Annotated in this window: 15 protein-coding genes; 8 read left to right on the plus strand and 7 right to left on the minus strand. The window is 73.4% G+C overall.

The window, feature by feature from the left end; translation table 11 throughout:
- Nucleotides 1-32 precede the first annotated feature (32 nt).
- From NOSIN_RS10845 to NOSIN_RS10855, 3 genes are all read right to left on the minus strand, one after another.
- Nucleotides 33-1706, minus strand: a complete 1674-nt coding sequence (locus tag NOSIN_RS10845) for an ABC-F family ATP-binding cassette domain-containing protein (RefSeq protein WP_077690617.1) — start codon at nt 1704-1706, stop codon at nt 33-35.
- A 511-nt stretch (nt 1707-2217) separates the two neighbouring features.
- Nucleotides 2218-3921 carry a glucose-6-phosphate isomerase gene (pgi, locus tag NOSIN_RS10850; RefSeq protein ID WP_077690618.1) on the minus strand — a complete coding sequence of 568 codons (1704 nt, stop codon included), beginning with the start codon at nt 3919-3921 and terminating at the stop codon, nt 2218-2220.
- Nucleotides 3922-4121: 200 nt separating this feature from the next.
- Nucleotides 4122-4838, minus strand: coding sequence for a FadR/GntR family transcriptional regulator (locus NOSIN_RS10855; RefSeq protein WP_077690619.1), 717 nt, complete (start codon nt 4836-4838; stop codon nt 4122-4124).
- Nucleotides 4839-5119: 281 nt separating this feature from the next.
- Here NOSIN_RS10855 and NOSIN_RS10860 point away from each other — a divergent pair, with 281 nt between their 5' ends.
- The 5 genes from NOSIN_RS10860 (at nt 5120) to NOSIN_RS10880 (ending at nt 10773) form a co-directional block, all read left to right on the plus strand.
- Entirely contained in the window at nt 5120-5887 is a 768-nt protein-coding gene (locus tag NOSIN_RS10860) for a (Fe-S)-binding protein (protein WP_077690620.1), read from the plus strand.
- Nucleotides 5888-6089: 202 nt separating this feature from the next.
- The gene (locus tag NOSIN_RS10865; RefSeq protein ID WP_077690621.1) at nt 6090-7517 is read left to right on the plus strand and encodes a lactate utilization protein B; all 1428 of its coding nucleotides are present in this window, start codon (nt 6090-6092) and stop codon (nt 7515-7517) included.
- Nucleotides 7514-8155: a LutC/YkgG family protein gene (locus NOSIN_RS10870; RefSeq protein WP_077690622.1), complete on the plus strand. Its 642-nt coding sequence runs from the start codon at nt 7514-7516 to the stop codon at nt 8153-8155. The genes NOSIN_RS10865 and NOSIN_RS10870 overlap by 4 nt, the downstream gene beginning before the upstream one ends.
- Before the next feature lie 151 nt (nt 8156-8306).
- Nucleotides 8307-9539 (plus strand): alpha/beta hydrolase family protein, encoded by a 1233-nt coding sequence (locus tag NOSIN_RS10875; protein ID WP_077690623.1) that lies wholly within the window; start codon nt 8307-8309, stop codon nt 9537-9539.
- A gap of 145 nt (nt 9540-9684) precedes the next feature.
- Nucleotides 9685-10773, plus strand: a complete 1089-nt coding sequence (locus NOSIN_RS10880; protein ID WP_077690624.1) for a potassium channel family protein — start codon at nt 9685-9687, stop codon at nt 10771-10773.
- Between the two features lie 93 nt (nt 10774-10866).
- On the opposite strand, the gene NOSIN_RS10885 is transcribed toward NOSIN_RS10880, so the two are convergent.
- A complete protein-coding gene (locus NOSIN_RS10885) occupies nt 10867-12396 on the minus strand; it encodes a cytochrome P450 family protein (protein ID WP_077690625.1) in 1530 nt (509 codons plus the stop codon).
- A 260-nt stretch (nt 12397-12656) separates the two neighbouring features.
- Between NOSIN_RS10885 and NOSIN_RS10890 the strand changes: the two genes are divergently transcribed.
- A complete protein-coding gene (locus NOSIN_RS10890) occupies nt 12657-13979 on the plus strand; it encodes a DUF2786 domain-containing protein (protein WP_077690626.1) in 1323 nt (440 codons plus the stop codon).
- Nucleotides 13980-14249: 270 nt separating this feature from the next.
- Here the strand turns inward: NOSIN_RS10890 and NOSIN_RS10895 are convergent, their stop codons facing one another.
- From NOSIN_RS10895 to NOSIN_RS10905, 3 genes are all read right to left on the minus strand, one after another.
- Nucleotides 14250-14894, minus strand: coding sequence for a vitamin K epoxide reductase family protein (locus NOSIN_RS10895; protein ID WP_077690627.1), 645 nt, complete (start codon nt 14892-14894; stop codon nt 14250-14252).
- Complete coding sequence (locus NOSIN_RS10900) at nt 14891-15586, minus strand: DsbA family protein (RefSeq protein ID WP_077690628.1); 696 nt, start codon at nt 15584-15586, stop codon at nt 14891-14893. Before NOSIN_RS10900 ends, NOSIN_RS10895 begins: the two co-directional genes overlap by 4 nt.
- Nucleotides 15587-15712: 126 nt before the next feature.
- Nucleotides 15713-16108 (minus strand): hypothetical protein, encoded by a 396-nt coding sequence (locus tag NOSIN_RS10905; RefSeq protein WP_077690629.1) that lies wholly within the window; start codon nt 16106-16108, stop codon nt 15713-15715.
- 199 nt (nt 16109-16307) lie between these two features.
- On the opposite strand from NOSIN_RS10905, the gene NOSIN_RS10910 reads away from it, so the two are divergent.
- Nucleotides 16308-16706, plus strand: a complete 399-nt coding sequence (locus NOSIN_RS10910; protein WP_171986578.1) for a hypothetical protein — start codon at nt 16308-16310, stop codon at nt 16704-16706.
- Between the two features lie 183 nt (nt 16707-16889).
- Nucleotides 16890-18167 (plus strand): L,D-transpeptidase, encoded by a 1278-nt coding sequence (locus NOSIN_RS10915; RefSeq protein WP_077690631.1) that lies wholly within the window; start codon nt 16890-16892, stop codon nt 18165-18167.
- The last annotated feature ends 663 nt before the right edge of the window (nt 18168-18830 follow it).

Genomic DNA, 18830 nt, shown 5'->3' on the forward strand with positions numbered 1-18830 from the left:
CCCGGCACCGCCGTCCGGATCGGGACGGGTCCCTACGACAGCGCGGGATCCCGGCGCTCGGTGACCGCGCCGTCGGCCAGCCGCAGCTCCGACCAGGCCCAGTTGCGGCGCAGCCACCGGTCGTGCGAGGCCACCACCACCGCGCCCGGTGCCCTGCCCAGCGCCTCCTCCAACTCCTCGGCCAGCGCCAGGGACAGGTGGTTGGTCGGCTCGTCCAGCAGCAGCACGTCCGGGGCGTGCCCCACCAGCATCGCCAGAGCCAGCCGGCGCCGCTGTCCCACGCTCAGCGCGCCCACGGGCCGGTCCAGGTCGCGTGGCGCGACCAGGCCCAGGTCGGTCAGGCGCGGCGCGTCGTCCCGGGTGCCGTTGAGCGCCTCGTAGAGTGCGCGCGGGGTGCGCTCGGGATCGGTGAAGGCCACGTCCTGCTCCAGCAGGGCCACCGACACCCCGCGCCGCCACAGCACCTGGCCCGACTCCGGCCGCAGCCGGTGTCCCAGGGCGTACAGCAGCGTGGACTTGCCCGCCCCGTTGGGCCCGGTGACCAGCAGGCGCCCGTCCGAGGGCACGTCCAGGTGGTCCAGGCGCAACCGGCCCGGCACCACCAGGTCCCGCAGCGCGATGGCGTTGCCGTCGGCCGAGCCCGGATCGCGGGTGAGCGGGGCGGTGAACTCCAGCGGCCGGGGCGGCCTGCGCACCTGGTCGCGCTCCAGTTCCTCCAGCCTGCCCCGGGCGTCGCGCACCCGGCGCGAGACCTGCTTCTCGACGCGCCCTCCCCGGTAGTCGTGTCCCATCTTCTCGTTGTCCCTGCGCGGGGCGTTGTGCGACACCTGCCGTGCGGTGGAGCGCACCGACTCGCGCAGCCCCCTGAGGGTGTCCTGCTCGCGGTGGTAGCGCTGCTCCCAGCGCTCCCGCTCCACCTGCTTCTCCCGCAGGTAGAAGGAGTAGGCGCCGCCGTAGTACACGGGCCCGTCCACGGCCGGGTCCAGGTCGACCAGGCCGGTGCACACCGCGTCCAGGAACACCCGGTCGTGGCTGGCCAGCACCACGAGGTCCGGCAGGTCCCGCAGGTATCCCTCCAGGAACTCCAGCGCCTGGTCGTCCAGGTGGTTGGTCGGCTCGTCCAGCAGCAGGGCGCGCGGTCGACGGATCAGCAGGGCCGCCAGGCCCAGACGCCCGCGCTGGCCGCCCGACATCCGCCCCACCGGCCGGTCCGGGGCGATCCCGTCCAGGCCCAGGCCCGCCACCACCAGTTCGGCCCTGCGCTCGGCGTCCCACACCTCCAGGCGCTCGGCCTCGGTCAGCGCCTCGGAGTACTCCCGCAGGACCCGGCCGTCCTCGGGCGAACCGTCCAGCGCCGCCGCACCGGCGTTCAGCCGCCGCTCCACCTCGCGGGCCGGTTCGAGGGCCTCGTCGACCACCTCGGCCATGGTCGTCTCCGGTGGGTGGGGCAGCTCCTGGTACAGGAACCCGGTGTCGTCGGGGCGTTCCACGCTTCCGGCGTCGGGTTCCTCCCGTCCGGCGAACAGCCGCAGGAGGGTGGACTTGCCGGCGCCGTTCTCCCCCACCAGGCCGAGCCGCTGACCGGGGGCGACATCCACGCTGACCCCGTCGAACACCACGTGCGCCCCGTAGGCCTTGGCCAGGTCGCGGGCGCGCAGCAGCGGGGAACCGCTCGGGGACGGCGGCGTCGTGCCGTGAAGAGTCATGGAGTGGGACCACCCTTCGTCTGGGGTGGGCCTCGATGCGCCCGGACACACGCGGTCGCGGTCGGTCCGGTGGACGACGGGAGTCGTCGACATCGAGACCGCACCACGGATCTTTCGAACTCGGGTACACGCCGAGCGGGGGTACGGCTCCAGCCCGATGGTGGGCGAGCCCCGCGCGCTCGGCGGATCGTCGGTCTCGATGTCAGTTACGCATGTTGGAGGCCACGCTATCCGGGCCCGCTCACAGCGTGCAAGGAGTTTTCCCGCGCGTCCCGACCCGCTGGTCCGCCAGGATCGGCGGGGGCGGCCCGTGAGCGCCGCGCTCCTGGACGGGCGCCCGAGCGGGTGCGCTCGCCGGTACTCGCCCGATCCGGGCCCGCCCCGGACCGCGGCGGCACCGCCGCGACCGGTGGCCGCCCGGGCCCGCCATGCTCCCGAGGCGGCCCGCCCGCGGGTGGACCGGGTCCCCCACCGGCGGGTACTCAGGCCGGTGGGGGCCGCCCGGCCGCGGTCAGCGGCCGCGCATGGACCGGTACCGCCGCACCAGCGACGCGGTGGAGGCGTCCAGGCCGGGCACGTCGGCGCCCTCGGTGAGGGCGGGCTCGACCCGCTTGGCCAGGACCTTGCCCAGCTGCACGCCCCACTGGTCGAAGGAGTTGATGTTCCACACCGCGCCCTGCACGAACACCTTGTGCTCGTAGAGGGCGACCAACTGGCCGAGCACCGACGGGCTGAGCCGGTCGGCGAGGATGGTGGTCGTGGGGCGGTTGCCCTCGAAGGTGCGGTGCGGGACCAGGTCGGCCGCCACGCCCTCCGCGGCGACCTCCTCCGCGCTCCTGCCGAAGGCCAGCGCCTGCCCCTGGGCGAACAGGTTGGCCATGAGCAGGTCGTGCTGGGGCACCAGCCTCTCGGGCAGGTCGGGGGCCGGGTTGGCGAAGCCGATGAGGTCGGCGGGCACGAACCGGGTGCCCTGGTGCAGCAGTTGGAAGTAGGCGTGCTGGCCGTTGGTCCCCGGGGTCCCCCACACCACCGGCCCGGTCTGCCAGTTGACGGGTCGGCCGTCGCGCTGCACCGACTTGCCGTTGGACTCCATGTCGAGCTGCTGGAGGTAGGCGGGGAACTTCTCCATGTTCTGGCTGTAGGGCAGTACCGCGTGGCTCTCGGCGCCCATGAAGTTGCCGTACCAGACGCCGAGCAGGCCCAGCAGGAACGGCAGGTTGCGCTCTACGGGGGCCGTCGCGAAGTGGGTGTCCATCAGGTGGAAGCCGGCGAGCATCTCACGGAACCGCTCGGGGCCCACGGCCACCATCAGGGACAGTCCGATGGCCGAGTCGTAGGAGTAGCGTCCGCCCACCCAGTCCCAGAACTCGAACATGTTCCGGGTGTCGATCCCGAACCCGGCGACCTCCTCGCCGTTGGTGGACACCGCGACGAAGTGCTTGGCGATGGCGCCGTCGTCGCCGTCCTTCACGCCCAGGCCGTCCAGCAGCCAGGAGCGGGCCGCGGTCGCGTTGGTGATGGTCTCGATGGTGGTGAAGGTCTTGGAGGCGACCACGAACAGCGTCGTGGCCGGATCGGCGTCCACGAGCGCCTCGTGCAGGTCCGTGCCGTCCACGTTGGAGACGAACCGGAACTCCAGCCCGCGGTCGGTGTGGGGCCGCAGCGCCTCGTAGGCCATGGCGGGGCCCAGGTCGGAGCCGCCGATGCCGATGTTGACGATCCTGTGCACCGGCCGGCCGGTGTGGCCGAGCCACTCGCGGGCACGCACCCGGTCGGCGAAGTCGGCCATCCGGTCCAGGACCCGCTGCACCTCGGGGACGACGTCGTGTCCGTCGGCGCGCACGACCTCGCCCCGCGGCGCGCGCAGGGCGGTGTGCAGCACGGCCCGGTCCTCGGTGAGGTTGACGTGCTCACCGCCGAGCATGGCGTCGCGCAGCTCCGCGACGCGGGTGGCCGAGGCCAGGGCGCCGAGCAGGCGCAGGGTCTCGTCGGTGACGAGGTTCCTGGAGTAGTCGACGTGGAGGTCGCCGACGTCGAGCGTGTACCGCCCGGCACGGTCGGGGTCGTCGGCGAACAGGTCGCGCAGGTGGGTGGAGCCCCACCGCTCGCGGTGCTCGCGCAGCGCGGTCCACTCCTCCCGCTGGTCCAGGGGGATGGCCGCGTGGGCCCTTTCTCCGGTGTCCTCAGCGCGAGGGAGTGGTGTACTGGCAGACATCCGGCGACTCCTCGTCGTTCGTGGTGGTCCGTGTGCGGCCCGGCGCGGGTGTGTGCCCGAGGGCCGGGGCCCGGGCACGGGCGGCGTTGTGCGCCCGTACGCACACCGCTTTCCCGCGCGGTCCCGCTCACACACAGACTGCCACGAAAGCCGCCCGCCACGCGGTTCTCCACAGGCCCGGACGCGGACTTTCCGACCGGTCAGCCCTGCGCGTCGGCCAGGTCGGCGCCGAGCCAGCGCTCCACGCGCAGGACGTGCACCGTCGCGGCGGCCCGGGCGGCGTCCGGGTCGCGCGCCACGAGGGCCTCGTGGATGCGCTGGTGGTCCTCGCGGAGCTTGGCGGTGAGCCCGGCCTCACGGTGGCCCGCCCACACACGGGCGTTGAAGGTGTGCGAGGACAGGCCGTCGTGGATCGCGGCCAGGGTGGCGTTGCCGGTGCTGGCCACGATGGTCTGGTGGAAGCCGAGGTCGGCGGTGGCGGTGTCGGTGCAGACGGTGCCGGGACCGCCCTCCATCCGCTCCAGCAGGGCCCCGACGCGGTCGAGGTCCTCGTCGCTTGCGCGCGCGGCGGCCAGGGCGGTGGCGGCGGGTTCGAGCATGCGGCGCACCTGGAGGACCTCCAGCAGGGTCCGCCCCTGGGAGACCTCGGCCAGCACGGAGAAGGTCTCCAGCAGGTCGGCCGGACGCAGCGCGGTGACGTAGACGCCCGCGCCGTGGCGGGACTCCAGGACGCCGAGCGTGGTCAGGGCGCGGATGGCCTCGCGCATGGAGCTGCGGGAGACCCCGAGCTGGGCGGACAGGTCGCGCTCGGTGGGCAGGCGCTCCCCCGGACCGACCTGCCCGGAGGCGATCATCGCCTTGATCCGGTCGACGGCACGCTGGGGGACGGGGGTGCGCTCGCCGTCGGGGTCGCTCACGTGTCTCTCCAGTCCGTGTGTCGGTCGCGGGCCGAAGGTGTCGCGCGGTTCCGTCCGGGTCCTTCCTCCAGCCCGAAAGAGATCATACCAATCCTCGGCCAGCGTCCCTGTACTACCCCATACACCCCCTGTTCTTGCCCGGAAGTCCTCTTTCGTGCAAAAGTGGTCCGACCACTACACGCTCGTGGCGAGCGATTTCACCGGGGCGACGCGCGAGGGAGCGGCCGCACCGGCGGCGGACCGGCCCCCGGGCGCCACCCGGCGGGCCACGAAGGAGGCACATGCGGGTCGCACTGTTCATCACCTGTGTCAACGACACACTCTTCCCCGACACCGGGCGGGCCGTGGTGCGCCTCCTGGAGCGGCTGGGCCACGAGGTGGTCTTCCCCGAGGGCCAGACCTGCTGCGGGCAGATGCACTACAACACCGGCTACCGCCGCCCGGCCGGCCGTATGGCGGTGCGCTTCGTCAGGACCTTCGAGGGCGCCGACGCCGTCGTGGTCCCCTCCGCCTCCTGCGCGGCCATGGTCCGCGACAACTACCCGCGCCTGGGCGGCCGCGGCAGCCGCCTGTCCCGCAAGGTGGCCGAACTCGCCCCGCGCGTGTACGACCTCACCGAGTTCCTGGTGGACGTGCTCGGCGTGACCGACGTGGGCGCCTACTACCCGCACAAGGTCACCTACCACCCCACCTGCCACGGGCTGCGCATGCTCGGCCTGGGCGACCGCCCCTACCGGCTGCTGCGCGCCGTGCGCGGCCTGGAGCTGGTGGACCTGCCCGGGGACACCGAGTGCTGCGGGTTCGGCGGCACGTTCGCGGTCAAGAACGGCGACGTGTCCTCGGCCATGGGCGCGGACAAGGCCCGCCACGCCGTGGAGACCGGAGCCGAGGTGCTGTGCGCGGTCGACAACTCGTGCCTGATGCACATCGGCGGCACCCTGTCCCGGCAGCGGTCGGGCATGCGGGTGGTGCACCTGGCCGAGATCCTGGCCAGTACCGAGAGGGAGGGCGCCCACGGGGCCCTGGAGGGGTCGGAGGCGGGTTCGTGAGGAACGGGCGAACACGCCGGAGGCACCGAAGGCTCCCGTTCTCCGGGCGCCCGAACACGGAAAGCACCGCGCCGCAGGCGTCCGTTGAGGGCGGAAGCCCACCCCGGCGCGAAGCGCCCCCGACGGGCGATGGCGGGCGACGGGAGGGCCGAAGCGCAGCGGAGGCCCAAAGAAACACTGTCAAGAAGGAGGGCGCCGTCCGATGAGCGCCACGTTCCTGGGCATTCCGCCCTTCCCCGAGGCCGCGGAGAAGGCCGTCAACGACTCCCGGCTGCGGCACAACCTGCGCAAGGCCACCCACACCATCCGCGACAAACGCGCCTCCGTCGTCGGTGAGCTGCACGACGACTGGCAGCGCCTGCGCGCCGAGGGCGCGGCGGTCAAGGAGCACACCCTGCGCCACCTGGACCGCTACCTGGAGCAGTTGGAGGAGTCCGTCCAGCGCGCGGGCGGGCAGGTGCACTGGGCGGCCGACGCCGCCGAGGCCAACGAGATCGTCACCCGCCTGGTGAAGGCCACGGGCGAGACCGACGTGGTCAAGGTCAAGTCGATGGCCACCCAGGAGATCGAGCTCAACGAGGCGCTCGCCGAAGCCGGGATCACCGCCTACGAGACCGACCTGGCCGAGCTGATCGTGCAGCTGGGCGATGACCTGCCCTCGCACATCCTGGTCCCCGCCATCCACCTGGGCCGCGCCCAGATCCGGGAGATCTTCCTGGAGCAGATGGCCGAGTGGGGCGTGCCCGCGCCGGAGGGGCTGACCGACGACCCCAGGGCACTGGCCGAGGCGGCCCGCGTGCACCTGCGCGAGCGCTTCCTGCGCACCCGCACGGCGATCTCGGGCGCCAACTTCGCGGTGGCCGACTCCGGCACGCTGGTGGTGCTGGAGTCGGAGGGCAACGGGCGCATGTGCCTGACCCTGCCCCAGACCCTGATCTCCGTGGTCGGCATCGAGAAGATCGTGCCGACCTGGTCGGACCTGGAGGTGTTCATGCAGCTCCTGCCGCGCTCCTCCACCGGCGAGCGGATGAACCCCTACACCTCCACCTGGACCGGGGTGACGCCGGGCGACGGCCCCCAGGAGTTCCACCTGGTGCTGCTGGACAACGGCCGCACCGACGTGCTGGCCGACACCGTGGGCCGCCAGGCGCTGCGCTGTATCCGCTGTTCGGCGTGCCTGAACACCTGCCCGGTCTACGAGCGCACCGGCGGGCACGCCTACGGGTCGGTCTACCCGGGCCCGATCGGCGCGATCCTCACCCCGCAGCTGCGCGGGATGTCCTCGGAGGTGGACGAGGCCCTGCCGTACGCGTCGTCGCTGTGCGGGGCCTGCTACGAGGTGTGCCCGGTGGCCATCGACATCCCCGAGGTGCTGGTGCACCTGCGCGAGGAGGTCGCGGAGTCCCCCGGACACCTGGGCGAGAAGGCGATGATGGCGGGGGCCGAGGCGGTGCTGTCCTCCCCGCGCGCGCTGGACGCGGTGCAGCGCGCGGCCGGGCTGGGACGGGGCGCGGTCCCGCGCCACCTGCCCGGGACGGCGGGGGCCTGGACCGACACCAGGGACGTGCCCGACGTACCGGCCGAGTCCTTCCGGCAGTGGTGGGACAAGCGTGGGAGGGAGCGCGGATGAGCAGCCGTGAGCAGATCCTGGCCCGGGTCAGGAGGGCCCTGGCCGACGTGCCCGCCGACGAGCCCGTGGAGCGGGCGCTCGGGGAGGGCTTCGCCGACAGCCACGGGGCGGGTCCCACGCTGGAGGTGCTGGAGGACCGCCTGCACGACTACCGGGCGCTGGTGCGCCGGGTGGGCGCCGACCGGGTGGCCGCCGAGGTGGCCGCGGCGTTGGAGCGCCGGGGCGCGGCCCGGGTGGCGGTCCCCGCGGGGATCCCGCGGGAGTGGTTCGCCGAGTCCTCCGTCGAGCTGCTGTGCGACTCGCGCGAGGAGCCGGTACCGGTCAGCGGCCTGGACGGGGTGGACGGCGTGGTCACGGGGTGCGCGGTGGCCGTGGCCGAGACCGGCACGATCGTCCTGGACGGCGGCCCCGACCAGGGGCGCAGGGCGATCACCCTGGTGCCCGACTACCACCTGTGCGTGGTGCGCGCCGACCAGGTGGTGGACGGGGTGCCCCAGGCGGTGCGGCTGCTGGACCCGTCGCGCCCGCTGACCTGGATCAGCGGCCCCTCGGCGACCAGCGACATCGAACTGGACCGGGTGGAGGGCGTGCACGGCCCGCGCACCCTGGAGGTGCTGCTGGTGGAGTCCGGCGGCTGAACCCGCTGGTGGAGGCGGCCGGGGTGGGGCCGGCCCCACCCCGGCCCTCCGGCACGCCCCCCGGGCGAGTGGGTGGACGTCCCGATGGCGGGGCCGCCTCGGAGTTCCTAGCGTTGCCGGTGTCCCCACGGCACCGAACGACAGGACTCACATGCCCCATCCAGGACGCGAAGAACGCCGCGCCGCCTCTCCCCGGCCTCCCCGGACCGTCCCCGGCCACCCGCTCCGGACCGCCACCACGCTCGTGGCGGCCGCGGCCCTGGTGCTGCCCGTCTCCCTGGCGGCACCCGCCTCGGCGTCGGCCGGGTCCGCCCCCGCCGACGCGCCCCGGGCCTTCCTGCCCGCACCCACCGGAGACCACCCGGTCGGTACCACCGACCTCCACCTGGTGGACGGGGACCGCGAGGACGTGTGGGTGGGCGGCTCCCGCGAGCTGATGGTGACCCTGTGGTATCCGGCGCGCGTGGACGCGGGACGGACCGCGCCGTACATGACCGAGGCCGAGTCCGCGGCCATGGTCGCCGAACTCGGCCTGGACCTGCCCGACGGCGTCCTGCACGACGGAGTGCGCACGAACTCCCGTCTGAACATGCCACCCGCGCGTACCAGTGGGGGTTTCCCGCTGGTCGTGCTCTCCCCCGGCGCGGGCCTGAACCGGACCGAGCTGTCCTCCCTGGCGGAGGAACTGGCCAGCCACGGCTTCGTGGTGGCGGGTGTGGACCACGCCCACGAGGCCGCGCCGGTGGAGTTCCCCGACGGGTTGGTCACCGGGTGCGCCGCGTGCGAGAACGGGGACTGGGCACTGGGAGCGGTCAACCGCGCCGAGGACGTCTCCTTCCTCCTGGACCGGCTCACCGGCCCGGACCCGGCCTGGCGGTGGTCGCACGTGATCGACGCCTCGCGGGTCGGGATGGCCGGCCACTCCTGGGGAGGCTCGGCCACCGCCGAGACGCTGCGCTCCGTGGAGCGGGTGGACGCCGGGATCAACCTGGACGGGCCCTACTACCCGCCCGTGCTGGACGAGGGGTTGGACAAGCCGCTGGCCCTGATCGAGAACGACCAGGGCAACGCCTGGAACGGTGTCGAGGAGATGTGGCCGCGCCTGGAGGGGTGGCGGCAGTGGGTCAGGCTCGAGGGCTCCGGGCACTCGAACGGCATCGACCGGGGCGTGCTGATGGAGCAGCTCGGTCTGACCGGCATGCTCTCGCCCGAGCAGTGGCGCGCCCAGTTCGGCGACCTGCCGGTGGAGCACGGCCTGGACCTGGTGCGCACCTACAGCGTGGCGTTCTTCGACCACCACCTGCGCGGCGGCGACCAGCCCCTGCTGGAGGACCCCGGGAGCTTCCACCCCGAACTGGTCGTGGTGGACCCCGACGGGGCATAGCGGCCCCGAGGCGCCGACCGACGCGCCCGCGGGCACGTCGGTCGGCGCCTCCTCGCGCGGTCCGGGCCCTTCCCGCACGCCCGGTGTCACGGGAAGCACCGGATACGCGGAGTCTCGGTCCCGGTCGACTGGGTAGGCGCTCCGCATGGTCTTCGTCTCGGTTCTCGGACTGCTGTTCGCCGTACTGGTCGTCTGCGACGCCGCCGCCACCGTGCTCCATCCGGACGCGGAGGGGCTGTTGGCCGGGTCGATCCGCAAGGTGGTGTGGCGCACGGCGGCGTTCGCGAGCGCCCGGCTGCCCCGTGCCGCGAGGCGGATGCTCAGCCTGGCGGGGCCGGTGATCCTGCTGGCGACCTTCGTCGTCTGGATCGTGCTGCTCACCCTGGGCCTGGCGGTGGCCGTGTGGCCGACGATGGAGGAGGACTTCAAGCTCCAGCCCGGCCTCGCCCCCGTCACCTTCCTCGACGCCCTGTACTTCGCGGGCGGCACCGTCCCGGTCCTGGGCTACGGCGACATCACCCCGGTCTCGACCGAGGGCCAACTGGTCTCGCTGTTCGGCGCGGCGGTCGGCTTCGCCCTGTTCACGGGCATGGCCACCTACGCCATCCAGGTCACCAGCGGTGTGAGCAAGCGCAACCGGTTCACACTGGCTGTCCACGACGACGTGCGCGGCCTGGGCGGCGTCACCGTGTTCGCCGAGTACCTGGCCCGGGACGGTGTCGGCGAGACCCGTGCACACTGCCGGAGCTGGACGGAGAGCCTGCGCGAGATCGACGAGATGGTGCACCGGTACCCGCTGGTGGCCTTCACCTACCGGTCGCGCCGCGACGAGTACGACCCCGAGCCCGCGCTGCGCCGCCTCGCCGAGATATCGGTGGCCGCCCTCGTGGCGAGCGGACGCGATCCCGCGCTGCGCGCGTCGGCCGAGTCGCTGTGCCGGGCTCTGGTCCGTCTACAGAGGACGATCGCCGGCACCTACTTCGGAAAACACGTCGCCCGCCGGCTCGCCGATCCGCGGCCGACCGAGGACGACCGGCGGGCGGTGGACACGGTCGACCGGATGCTCACGGCCCGCCTCGACGGCTCCCCCGGGGCTGACCACGGCATCGGGAGGGAACACGGGGACGAGCACGACAGGGCGGTCGAGACCGTCCACCTCTGCCGGGTCTTCCTGGAGGGCCTGCACGAGTGGGCGCGCACCGAGGCGCCGCCCCAGGAGTGGGAGACCCGTTGACCCCTACCGCCTCGCCCGGCCTCGGGGCGCGTTCGGCGGACGCACACGCCATCCGCGGCGGACGGCACCCACCGGACACGCCCCGCCCGCCCCTCACTCCCGCGAGCGCCAGGTGGCCAACAGCTTCTCCAGGGAGTCCGGTCTGACCTCCTCCCTCGCGAACGGAGCCTGGTACCGGGCTCCGACGCCCTGCGGCGAACGGCGGCGGGGCCGGACCGCCGGGGCGGGCACGGACTCGACGGCGGCCTGTTCCTCCTCCGTACCGCCCCGGGCCAGGGGCGCCTGGTAGCGGGCCCCGCGCGGTGCGGGCCCGCGCTTCCTGCGGATCCGTCGGCGCACCGGCGCCTCGGCGCGCTCCTCCCGTGGCTCGGCCGGCTCGGCACGCTCACCGGTGGCGGTGAACCACACCGGCAGCTCCACCAGCCCGTGCACGGTCAGCGACGCGCGCCGGCGCAGGTCCTCGGGCCCGACGGCCAAAAGCATGCCGCGCAGCCGGTCCACGGCGGTGTCGATGGCGGTGCGTACCAGTTCCCGGGCGAAACCGGTGGCGGGGCAGCGGTGGGCTCCCGCCCCCCACGACAGGTGGGAGCGGTTGCCCGCCAGCGCCATCGCGTCGTCTCCGCCTCGGGACACGGAGGGATCGGTGTGCGCGGCGGCGAAGCCGAGCAGCAGCGGATCGCCCCGGCGGATGCGGGCCCCGGCGAAGCGGACGTCCGTGGTGGAGTAGCGTCCGGCGAGCATCCGGATCGGGGGCTCGGTCCACATGACGTAGTCGACGAGGTCCTCCGGGGTGAGGGTGCCGCCCAGGTAGGCGGTCCACACGTTCGGATCCTCCAGGAGCCTGAGCAGGGCGTTGCCGATGAGGTGGGTGGTGGGCTCGTGTCCGGTCTCCCACAGCAGTGACAGCGCCTCCACCGCCTCGTCGTCGGTGAGCCCGTTCGGGTGGGCGAGCAGCCAGCTGGCGACGTCCTCCCCGGGGTCGGCGCGCTTGCGGGCGACGAGGCCCCTGAAATACGAGCGAATCGCCGGGGCCGCGTGCTCGGCCCGGTCCGGTCCGCCGCTCCACAGCCGCAGGGTGAGGTCGGCCAGCAGGTGGCCGTAGGCGTCGGGCAGACCGAAGAGCTCGTTGAGGACGAGGGCGGGCAGCGGGGCGGCGAACCGGCCGATGAGGTCGGCGGATCCGTCCGCGGCGACCCGGTCGAGCAGGTGCACGGCCGCGCGTTCGACGACCGGGACCAGCTGGGGCGTGCCCACCCTGGCCAGGGTGTCGACGATGGCCGTGCGCAGTCGCCGGTGCTCCTCACCGTCGTGGGCGAGGGCGCCGCTGCGGGCCGGAGCGGCGCCGCCCGGGCTCCACGGACGCGGATCGGCGGAGAAGCGGGTCTGGTCGCGCAGTACCTGGAGGTTCTCCTTGTAGCCGAGCAGGAGCCAGCCGGACACGCCGGGGCTGATCTCGACCGCGACCAGGCCGCCGTGGCGCTCGCGCAGCCGGGACCAGGGCATGTCGGCGCCGACGCCTACGTGGAGGGGCAGGGCCGCGCCCCCGCCGCGGGGACAGCGGTCGGCGCCCGCCCCTCCGGGCGGGGTGCCGCCCCGGTCGTCGGCCGCGGTTTCCTGGCGCATGAAGACTCCTCAGTGGCTGCGGATGCGAGGCGACGGTACGCTCCGCGTGTTTCCGTGTGACTTCCAGGAGGAAAGCTGCACCTTTCCGCACCAGTCACCGGACACCACGAGCGGCCAATGCGGAAGTACCCGTCACGACGCCCGATGGCGGCGTCGCCACCGCACCGGTGACGTTCCACGCGGCGCACGGCGGCGGGGCGGCGGTGCGGCGGCCGATAGGATGGCCCGTTGGCTCCATCACCACCCGAACGGAGAACCACGTGGGCAGGAAGGGTCGCGGACGGCGGCGCACCGGCGGCCGGGCCGCCGGGGGCGCCACCGATGCCTGGGCCGGTCCGTCGGCCGGGGACTCCCCCGCCGAGGTGGTGTCCGGAGCGGTCGACGCGCTGGTGCTCGGCCGCGACGGTGGGGGCGTGGACCTGGCCGCGGCACGGCTGGCCGACACCGAGGACCCCGTGTGGGCCGACGCGGCGGGCCGCGCGGTCCTCGACGCCCTGCTGGAGGCGGTCGCCTCGGCGTGGACGCGCGGATGGCAGCCCGCCGAGACCGTGCGCCAGGCGGGCCGGGTGCTCGGCCCGGTGGCGGCGTCGGTGTGCGCGGACGCGGTGACGGCCGACCTGGCCCGCCACTCCCCCGCCGAGGTGGATCCCCGGTGGAGCGCGCAGGTGCGCGAAATGGGGGTCTCGGCCTCCTGGGGCGGGGCCGAGGGGTACCTGGCGCATGTGGGCGCCGAGCACGGGCTGCTGCGCTTCGAGGCGGTGGAGACGGCGCTGCGGCTGCTGGCCGCGCTGCGCGTGCTGCCGCCGATGCGCCGCCTGTGCCCGCCTCCGGGAGCTTTCCGGCCGGGCCTGGAGGGCGCACCGCGTGCGGCGCACGCGTCGGTGGACCAGACCAAGCTGGCCCGGGTGCGCGCGCTGCTGGCCAAGGCCGAGTCGACGGAGTTCCCCCGGGAGGCGGAGGCCCTGAGCGCACGCGCGCAGGAGCTGATGGCCCGGCACAGCATCGACCGGGCGCTGCTGGCCGAGGAGCCCGGGCAGGCGTCGGAGGCCGCGGCGGGGCGGCGGCTTCCGGTGGACGCGCCCTACGACGAGCACAAGGCGGTGCTCCTGCACGAGGTCGCCGAGGCCAACCACTGCCGGGCCGTGTGGCACCAGGAACTGGGGCTGTGCACGGTGATGGGCTTCCCCGGGGACGTGGAGGCGGTGGACCTGATGTTCACCTCGCTGCTGGTGCAGGCCGAGACGGCGATGCGGGCCAGCGGCGCGGAGCGGGACCGGTCCGGCAGGGCGGCGGGCCGTGCCTTCCGGGAGTCGTTCGTGTCCGCGTTCGCGGTACGGGTGGGCGAGCGCCTGGTGGAGTCGGCCCGCACCGCTGAGCGGGACGCCGCGGCCGAGACCGGGACGGACCTGGTTCCGGTGTTCGCCGCCCGCGAGCGCGAGGTGGAGGCGGCCGTGGCCGAGGCGTTCGGGGAACTGACCTACTCGCGGGTGCGCGGCCCCTCCAGCGCGGACGGCTGGCACGCGGGCCGTGCGGCGGCCGACGCCGCGTCCCTGGGAGCGCGTCCCCCCGTCCACGGCCGCTGACCCGGCGGTGCGGCCCCGCCCACTGTTCGGGGAGGTGGGGCCGCCTACCGCGGTTGGGCCGGTGCCGGCGAGCCGGACGACCCGTTACGGGTTCGGCGGACGCCCGGCGCCGCACCTACCCGGTGCGGGTGGAGCCCACCACCTTCGTGGCCGGGCACGGCGTCCCCGCCCCATCCTCCAGGAGGCTGGGGCGGGGACGCCCTCGCGCCCACGGCTTCGCGGGGGTCTCCGCGCCGGCACGGTGCACCGGGCGGTCGGGAGCCCGAAGCACTACAGAAGGGTGGACCAGTAGGTCCAGAACGCCTGGCCGACCAAGCCGGTGATCGCCAGTCCCCACAGGGTGAGAACGACGGTGTGGCTGCGGGCCAGCAGATCCACGGGACGGCGCAGCCGGGAAGGCGTGGGCAGGTGTGCCGAGCGCACGTTGTGCAGGGTGACGTACCAGAAGAGCGGGATCGTCACCGCCCACACGACCACGCAGTACGGGCACAGCGCGCCGATACGGTACAGGCTCTGGAAGATCAGCCAGTGCACGAGGACGACCCCGAACAGCACGCCCGCCTGGAGGCCGATCCAGAACCAGCGCCGGAACCGGGCGCCCGCCAGGAGCGCGGCGCCGACGGTGGCGACCACGGCGAAGCAGGCGACGCCGACGACCGGGTTCGGGATCCCGAACACCTCGGCCTGCGGGGTGGCCATGACGGTGCCGCAGGACAGCACCGGGTTGACACTGCACGCGGGTACGTGCCCGGGGTCGGCCAGCACCCTGATCTTCTCGACCAGCAGGGCCGCCGCCGCGAGGAGCCCGACGGCGCCGCCCAGGGCGAGCAGCCACGGCAGGGCACGACTGATGACGGCGACCCCGGCCCCGGGCGGCGGGGGCCCTCCTTCGCTCGCCGTGGTGGGGGCGCTCATCCCTCCAGCTCCGCGTCGATCCTCGCCGAGAGCACCTCGTAGGTGGGCATGCTCGGGGTCGGGCGTCCGTTGACGAAGATGGTCGGGGTGCCCTGGACGCCGAGGGCGACGCCGTCCTCGAAGTCGGACCTCACCCGCTCCAGGGTTTCGGGGGACTCCATGGTCCGGACGAACTCGGCCATGTCCAGGCCCAGGTCCTCGGCGAAGCCCACGAACACCTCGGCCTGGGACTCCTGGGACTCGCCCCACTCGGCCTGGGTCTCGTACATCCGGACGTACATCTCCTCCAGCGCGCCCTGCTGGGCGGCGGCCTCCACCGCCGCGGCGGCGGGCTCGGAGTTGGTGTGTCCGGGCAGGGGGAAGTAGCGGATGACCATGTTGATCCGGCCGTCGTAGTCCTCGCGGATCTGCTCCATGACGGGGAACTGGGCGCGGCAGGCCTCGCATTCGAAGTCGAGGAACTCCACGACCGTCACCGGGGACTCCTCCACCTGGTCGAGGTAACGGCTGTTCTCGCGTACCAGCAGTTCAGCGGGTGCGACGGGTGCGGTCGTGGGGTCCTGGCCGGCGGGGCCGCCCGGGGCGGCCGGGGCGCTGGTGGCGCTGTCGCGGTCGTCGATGGCGATGAGGAGGCCCATGCCGATGACGGCGACCAGGATCAGGCCGAGGGTGATGCCGAGGTTCTTGCTCATGTGGATGTCCTGGGGTGTGGGGCGCACGGGAGGGCGCCCGAGAACGGTCGTGGAGAAGTGGCCGCGCCCGTTGGGCGGGCGCGGGCCGGCCCCGCACGAGGTGCGGAGGCGGCGGATGACCGTGTTCTAGACCCGTTGGACGCAGAGCAGCGTCAGCAGCCCGTAGCCGTGGGGGGCTGCCGGGCTTCGGTGGAGGGGGCGCGGTACCGGGCCGGGCCGTGGGGCCGACGACAGCGCGAGGGTGAGGGCGGCGCCGAGGGCGACGAGGAACAGGGGTGAGGCGGCGGGCAGCCCGTGCCCCTCAGCCGCCTCGCACGGGTGCGTGAGGCCTTGCACGGGGATCCCGGCCGAGGCCGCGGGAGACTCCTGTGTCTGCTCCGGGCAGTCGACCGCCGCGAGGGAGGAAGCCGCGGCCTGCGGTGCGGCGCTGTGGCACAGGGCGCACAGGAAGCACATGACCACCAGGAAGACCAGCGGCACCGCGAGGGTGCGCTGTCGCCGTGTGCGGGTGTGCCCGTCCATGCAAGGAACTGTAGCGGCGGCTCCGCCGAGACGTGCGACGGATACGGGATAAGGAGGACCACCGCGAGACCGGCGGTAGGACCGTGGCCCCGTCGGCCTCCGCCGTGCGGCCCGCGCCGAGGCGCGGAGATGGCACAGCGGTGCGTCCTCGCAACGTTCGTCGCCGAGCTCCTTAGGTAGGGTTTGTGCCGTGTTGGCGATGATCCCGAGGCGACGGTGGCGACCCGGACCGTGGTCCGTGCTGCTGTCGCTGCTGTTCGTCGCCCACTTCCTCTGCGCCGCCGGCGCTGTGGACACCGTCGCCGCGGCGGAGACCGACGGGAGCACCGCCGTTGCCGGATCGGCGTCGGCGGTGGTCGGCTCTCCCGTCTCCGGCGGCTCCGCCGAAGGGCACCATCTGTGTCAGGCGGATCAGAGTGCCGGCGCCGACCAGCGCACCTCCGCGGCCGCGGAGGCCGTGCTGCTGGGTCTCGGTACCGGCACGGCCCTGCTGAGAGCGCCCCTTCCACGTACGATCCCGTGGCGGCCCTCGACCGCCGTCGCCGTTCCCTGGAGCGGGACGCGGCTGCTCTTCTCCCTCTGCGTCCAGCGGATCTGACCGGCTCTCCCGAACCCCCGGCCTGTTCTCCGCGCGGAGCCGCCGCACCGCGGCCTCCTGTCCGTACCGGACACGTCGACGTCCACGGCCTCGGCCACCACCCCTTCCCACCCCCGGCTTCCTTCCGGGCATTCCCTGTTCTCGCGTAACAGCGATCCCGAAACCCCAGACGGAGAGACCACGATGACGGGAACCACCCCTCCCACCCCGAACAGACGCCTCGCACTCGGCCTGCTCACCCTCGGTGTACTGGGTGCGACCGCGTGCTCGACCCCCGAAACCGAGACCTCGGGCGGCGAGGAGCCGCAGAACACCGCCAACCCGCTCACCGTCCGGATCTCCCCCGAGGACGGCGCGGCCGACGTCCGGCCCGACCTGCCGATCACCGTCGAGGCCGAAGGAGGCACCCTCACCGACGTGCGGGTCGCGACGGCCGGACAGGAGGGTTCCGGTGCCGACGAGATGACCGGTTCCCTCAACGACGACAGGACCGAGTGGACCAGCGACTGGACGCTGACCCCCGGCGCCGACGTCACGGTGACCGCCACCGCCGAGACCGCCGACGGAGAGAGCACCGAGGTCACCAGCGCCTTCTCCACACTCGCCGCCACCGAGGGCCGGCGCCTGGAACTGCGGTCGAACTTCCCCACCAGCGGCCAGACCGTCGGCGTGGGCATGCCCGTCATCGTCGAGTTCGACCTGCCCGTGCAGAACAAGGCGCGCGTGGAGTCGGCGATGGAGGTGATCTCCGAGGAACCGGCACAGGGGGCCTGGAACTGGTTCGGCGACCAGACGGCGGTCTTCCGTCCCCAGGAGTACTGGCGGCCCCACCAGAACGTCACCGTGAACCTGCGCCTGGCCGGCGTCCAGGCGAGCGACGGCGTCTACGGCATCGAGAACCACCAGCTCGACTTCACCGTCGGCCGGTCCCAGATCAGCACCATCGACGAAGACACCCACCGCATGACCGTCGAGCGCGACGGACAGCAGGTCAAGGACTTCCCCACCAGCATCGGCAAGGCCGACGTCGAGAGGTACACCACCACCAGCGGCGTCCACCTCACCATGGAGAAGTACGAGGACCTGGTCATGGACTCCTCCACCGTGGGCGTCCCGGTCGACAGCCCCGAGGGCTACAAGCTCGAGGTCCAGTACGCCGTCCGCTTCTCCGACAGCGGCGAGTTCACCCACGCCGCCCCGTGGAACGACCGGCTCGGCGAGGCCAACCTCAGCCACGGCTGCCCCAACCTGGCCACCGCCGACGCCCGGTGGTTCTACGAGAACTCCTACATGGGCGACCCGCTGATCGTCACCGGAACCGACCGCGAACTCGAAGTCGACAACGGATGGGGCTACTGGCAGCGCTCCTGGGACACGTGGCTGGCCAACAGCGCCACCGGCACGGCCGACGACACCGGAGAGCCCGGTACTCCTGGCTCCCCGCACGGTGAGACCGAGTAGGGCGGCCCGGACCGGCCGGGGCCCGCAGCGGGCCCCGGCCCCCGCGCATCAAATGTTCGTCCGGCCGGAGGAGCGTCCGGGACGCCCGGCGCGGCTCCCGGCCCGGGAACGCCGTGTCCTCCCCGCCGAGCAGAGCCGCGGAGGAGGCGAACTCATCTCCCGCCCACCCGAAGAGGGGTCATCGACTCCCTGAACCGCGCTTTGCCGTCCTCGGCCCGAAGAGCACCCCGGACCGTGCCGTGTCCGTGACTGCTTGGCCGGCTACCCCTGCGGACCTACGGCTGCGACCGGCGGAACACAAGACCTACGGGGAGTACACGACCACGCTCCGCGGGGAGACCAACGAAGCGACCCAGAAATCACCACCTGCGCAAGGACGCCTTCACACAGCTCTTTACCGACGAGCGCGTCGGCGAGCAGATTCGGCCCGACAGGGCTCAGGCGTGCGGACAGCACATCCGGACTCGTCAACGCCGCTCTCCGCAGCAGGGTGCGCTTGGAGGAAGCTGCTACGGAACATGTGGGCAGAGTGGTCGATCCTCTGGTCCGCGACCGGCGCGAACGTGCCGGCACGCAAGAGTGCGAGACGGGCTTCCTTGACACGCAGAACCGGCGCTGACCATATGACACAGCGCCGGGAGGCTGGTGTGTCCCGCGTTCTCC

It is taken from the genome of Nocardiopsis sinuspersici (genome assembly GCF_001998325.1).
Classification (GTDB): Bacteria; Actinomycetota; Actinomycetes; order Streptosporangiales; family Streptosporangiaceae; genus Nocardiopsis; species Nocardiopsis sinuspersici.

What these genes read in the sequence shown, in the direction of transcription:
- NOSIN_RS10845 (WP_077690617.1), bottom strand. Translation starts at nt 1,706, where the DNA reads ATGACTCTTCACGGCACGACGCCGCCGTCCCCGAGCGGTTCCCCGCTG.
- pgi (WP_077690618.1), bottom strand. Translation starts at nt 3,921, where the DNA reads ATGTCTGCCAGTACACCACTCCCTCGCGCTGAGGACACCGGAGAAAGG.
- NOSIN_RS10860 (WP_077690620.1), top strand. Translation starts at nt 5,120, where the DNA reads ATGCGGGTCGCACTGTTCATCACCTGTGTCAACGACACACTCTTCCCC.
- NOSIN_RS10865 (WP_077690621.1), top strand. Translation starts at nt 6,090, where the DNA reads ATGAGCGCCACGTTCCTGGGCATTCCGCCCTTCCCCGAGGCCGCGGAG.
- NOSIN_RS10870 (WP_077690622.1), top strand. Translation starts at nt 7,514, where the DNA reads ATGAGCAGCCGTGAGCAGATCCTGGCCCGGGTCAGGAGGGCCCTGGCC.
- NOSIN_RS10875 (WP_077690623.1), top strand. Translation starts at nt 8,307, where the DNA reads ATGCCCCATCCAGGACGCGAAGAACGCCGCGCCGCCTCTCCCCGGCCT.
- NOSIN_RS10880 (WP_077690624.1), top strand. Translation starts at nt 9,685, where the DNA reads ATGGTCTTCGTCTCGGTTCTCGGACTGCTGTTCGCCGTACTGGTCGTC.
- NOSIN_RS10885 (WP_077690625.1), bottom strand. Translation starts at nt 12,396, where the DNA reads ATGCGCCAGGAAACCGCGGCCGACGACCGGGGCGGCACCCCGCCCGGA.
- NOSIN_RS10895 (WP_077690627.1), bottom strand. Translation starts at nt 14,894, where the DNA reads ATGAGCGCCCCCACCACGGCGAGCGAAGGAGGGCCCCCGCCGCCCGGG.
- NOSIN_RS10900 (WP_077690628.1), bottom strand. Translation starts at nt 15,586, where the DNA reads ATGAGCAAGAACCTCGGCATCACCCTCGGCCTGATCCTGGTCGCCGTC.
- NOSIN_RS10905 (WP_077690629.1), bottom strand. Translation starts at nt 16,108, where the DNA reads ATGGACGGGCACACCCGCACACGGCGACAGCGCACCCTCGCGGTGCCG.
- NOSIN_RS10910 (WP_171986578.1), top strand. Translation starts at nt 16,308, where the DNA reads ATGATCCCGAGGCGACGGTGGCGACCCGGACCGTGGTCCGTGCTGCTG.
- NOSIN_RS10915 (WP_077690631.1), top strand. Translation starts at nt 16,890, where the DNA reads ATGACGGGAACCACCCCTCCCACCCCGAACAGACGCCTCGCACTCGGC.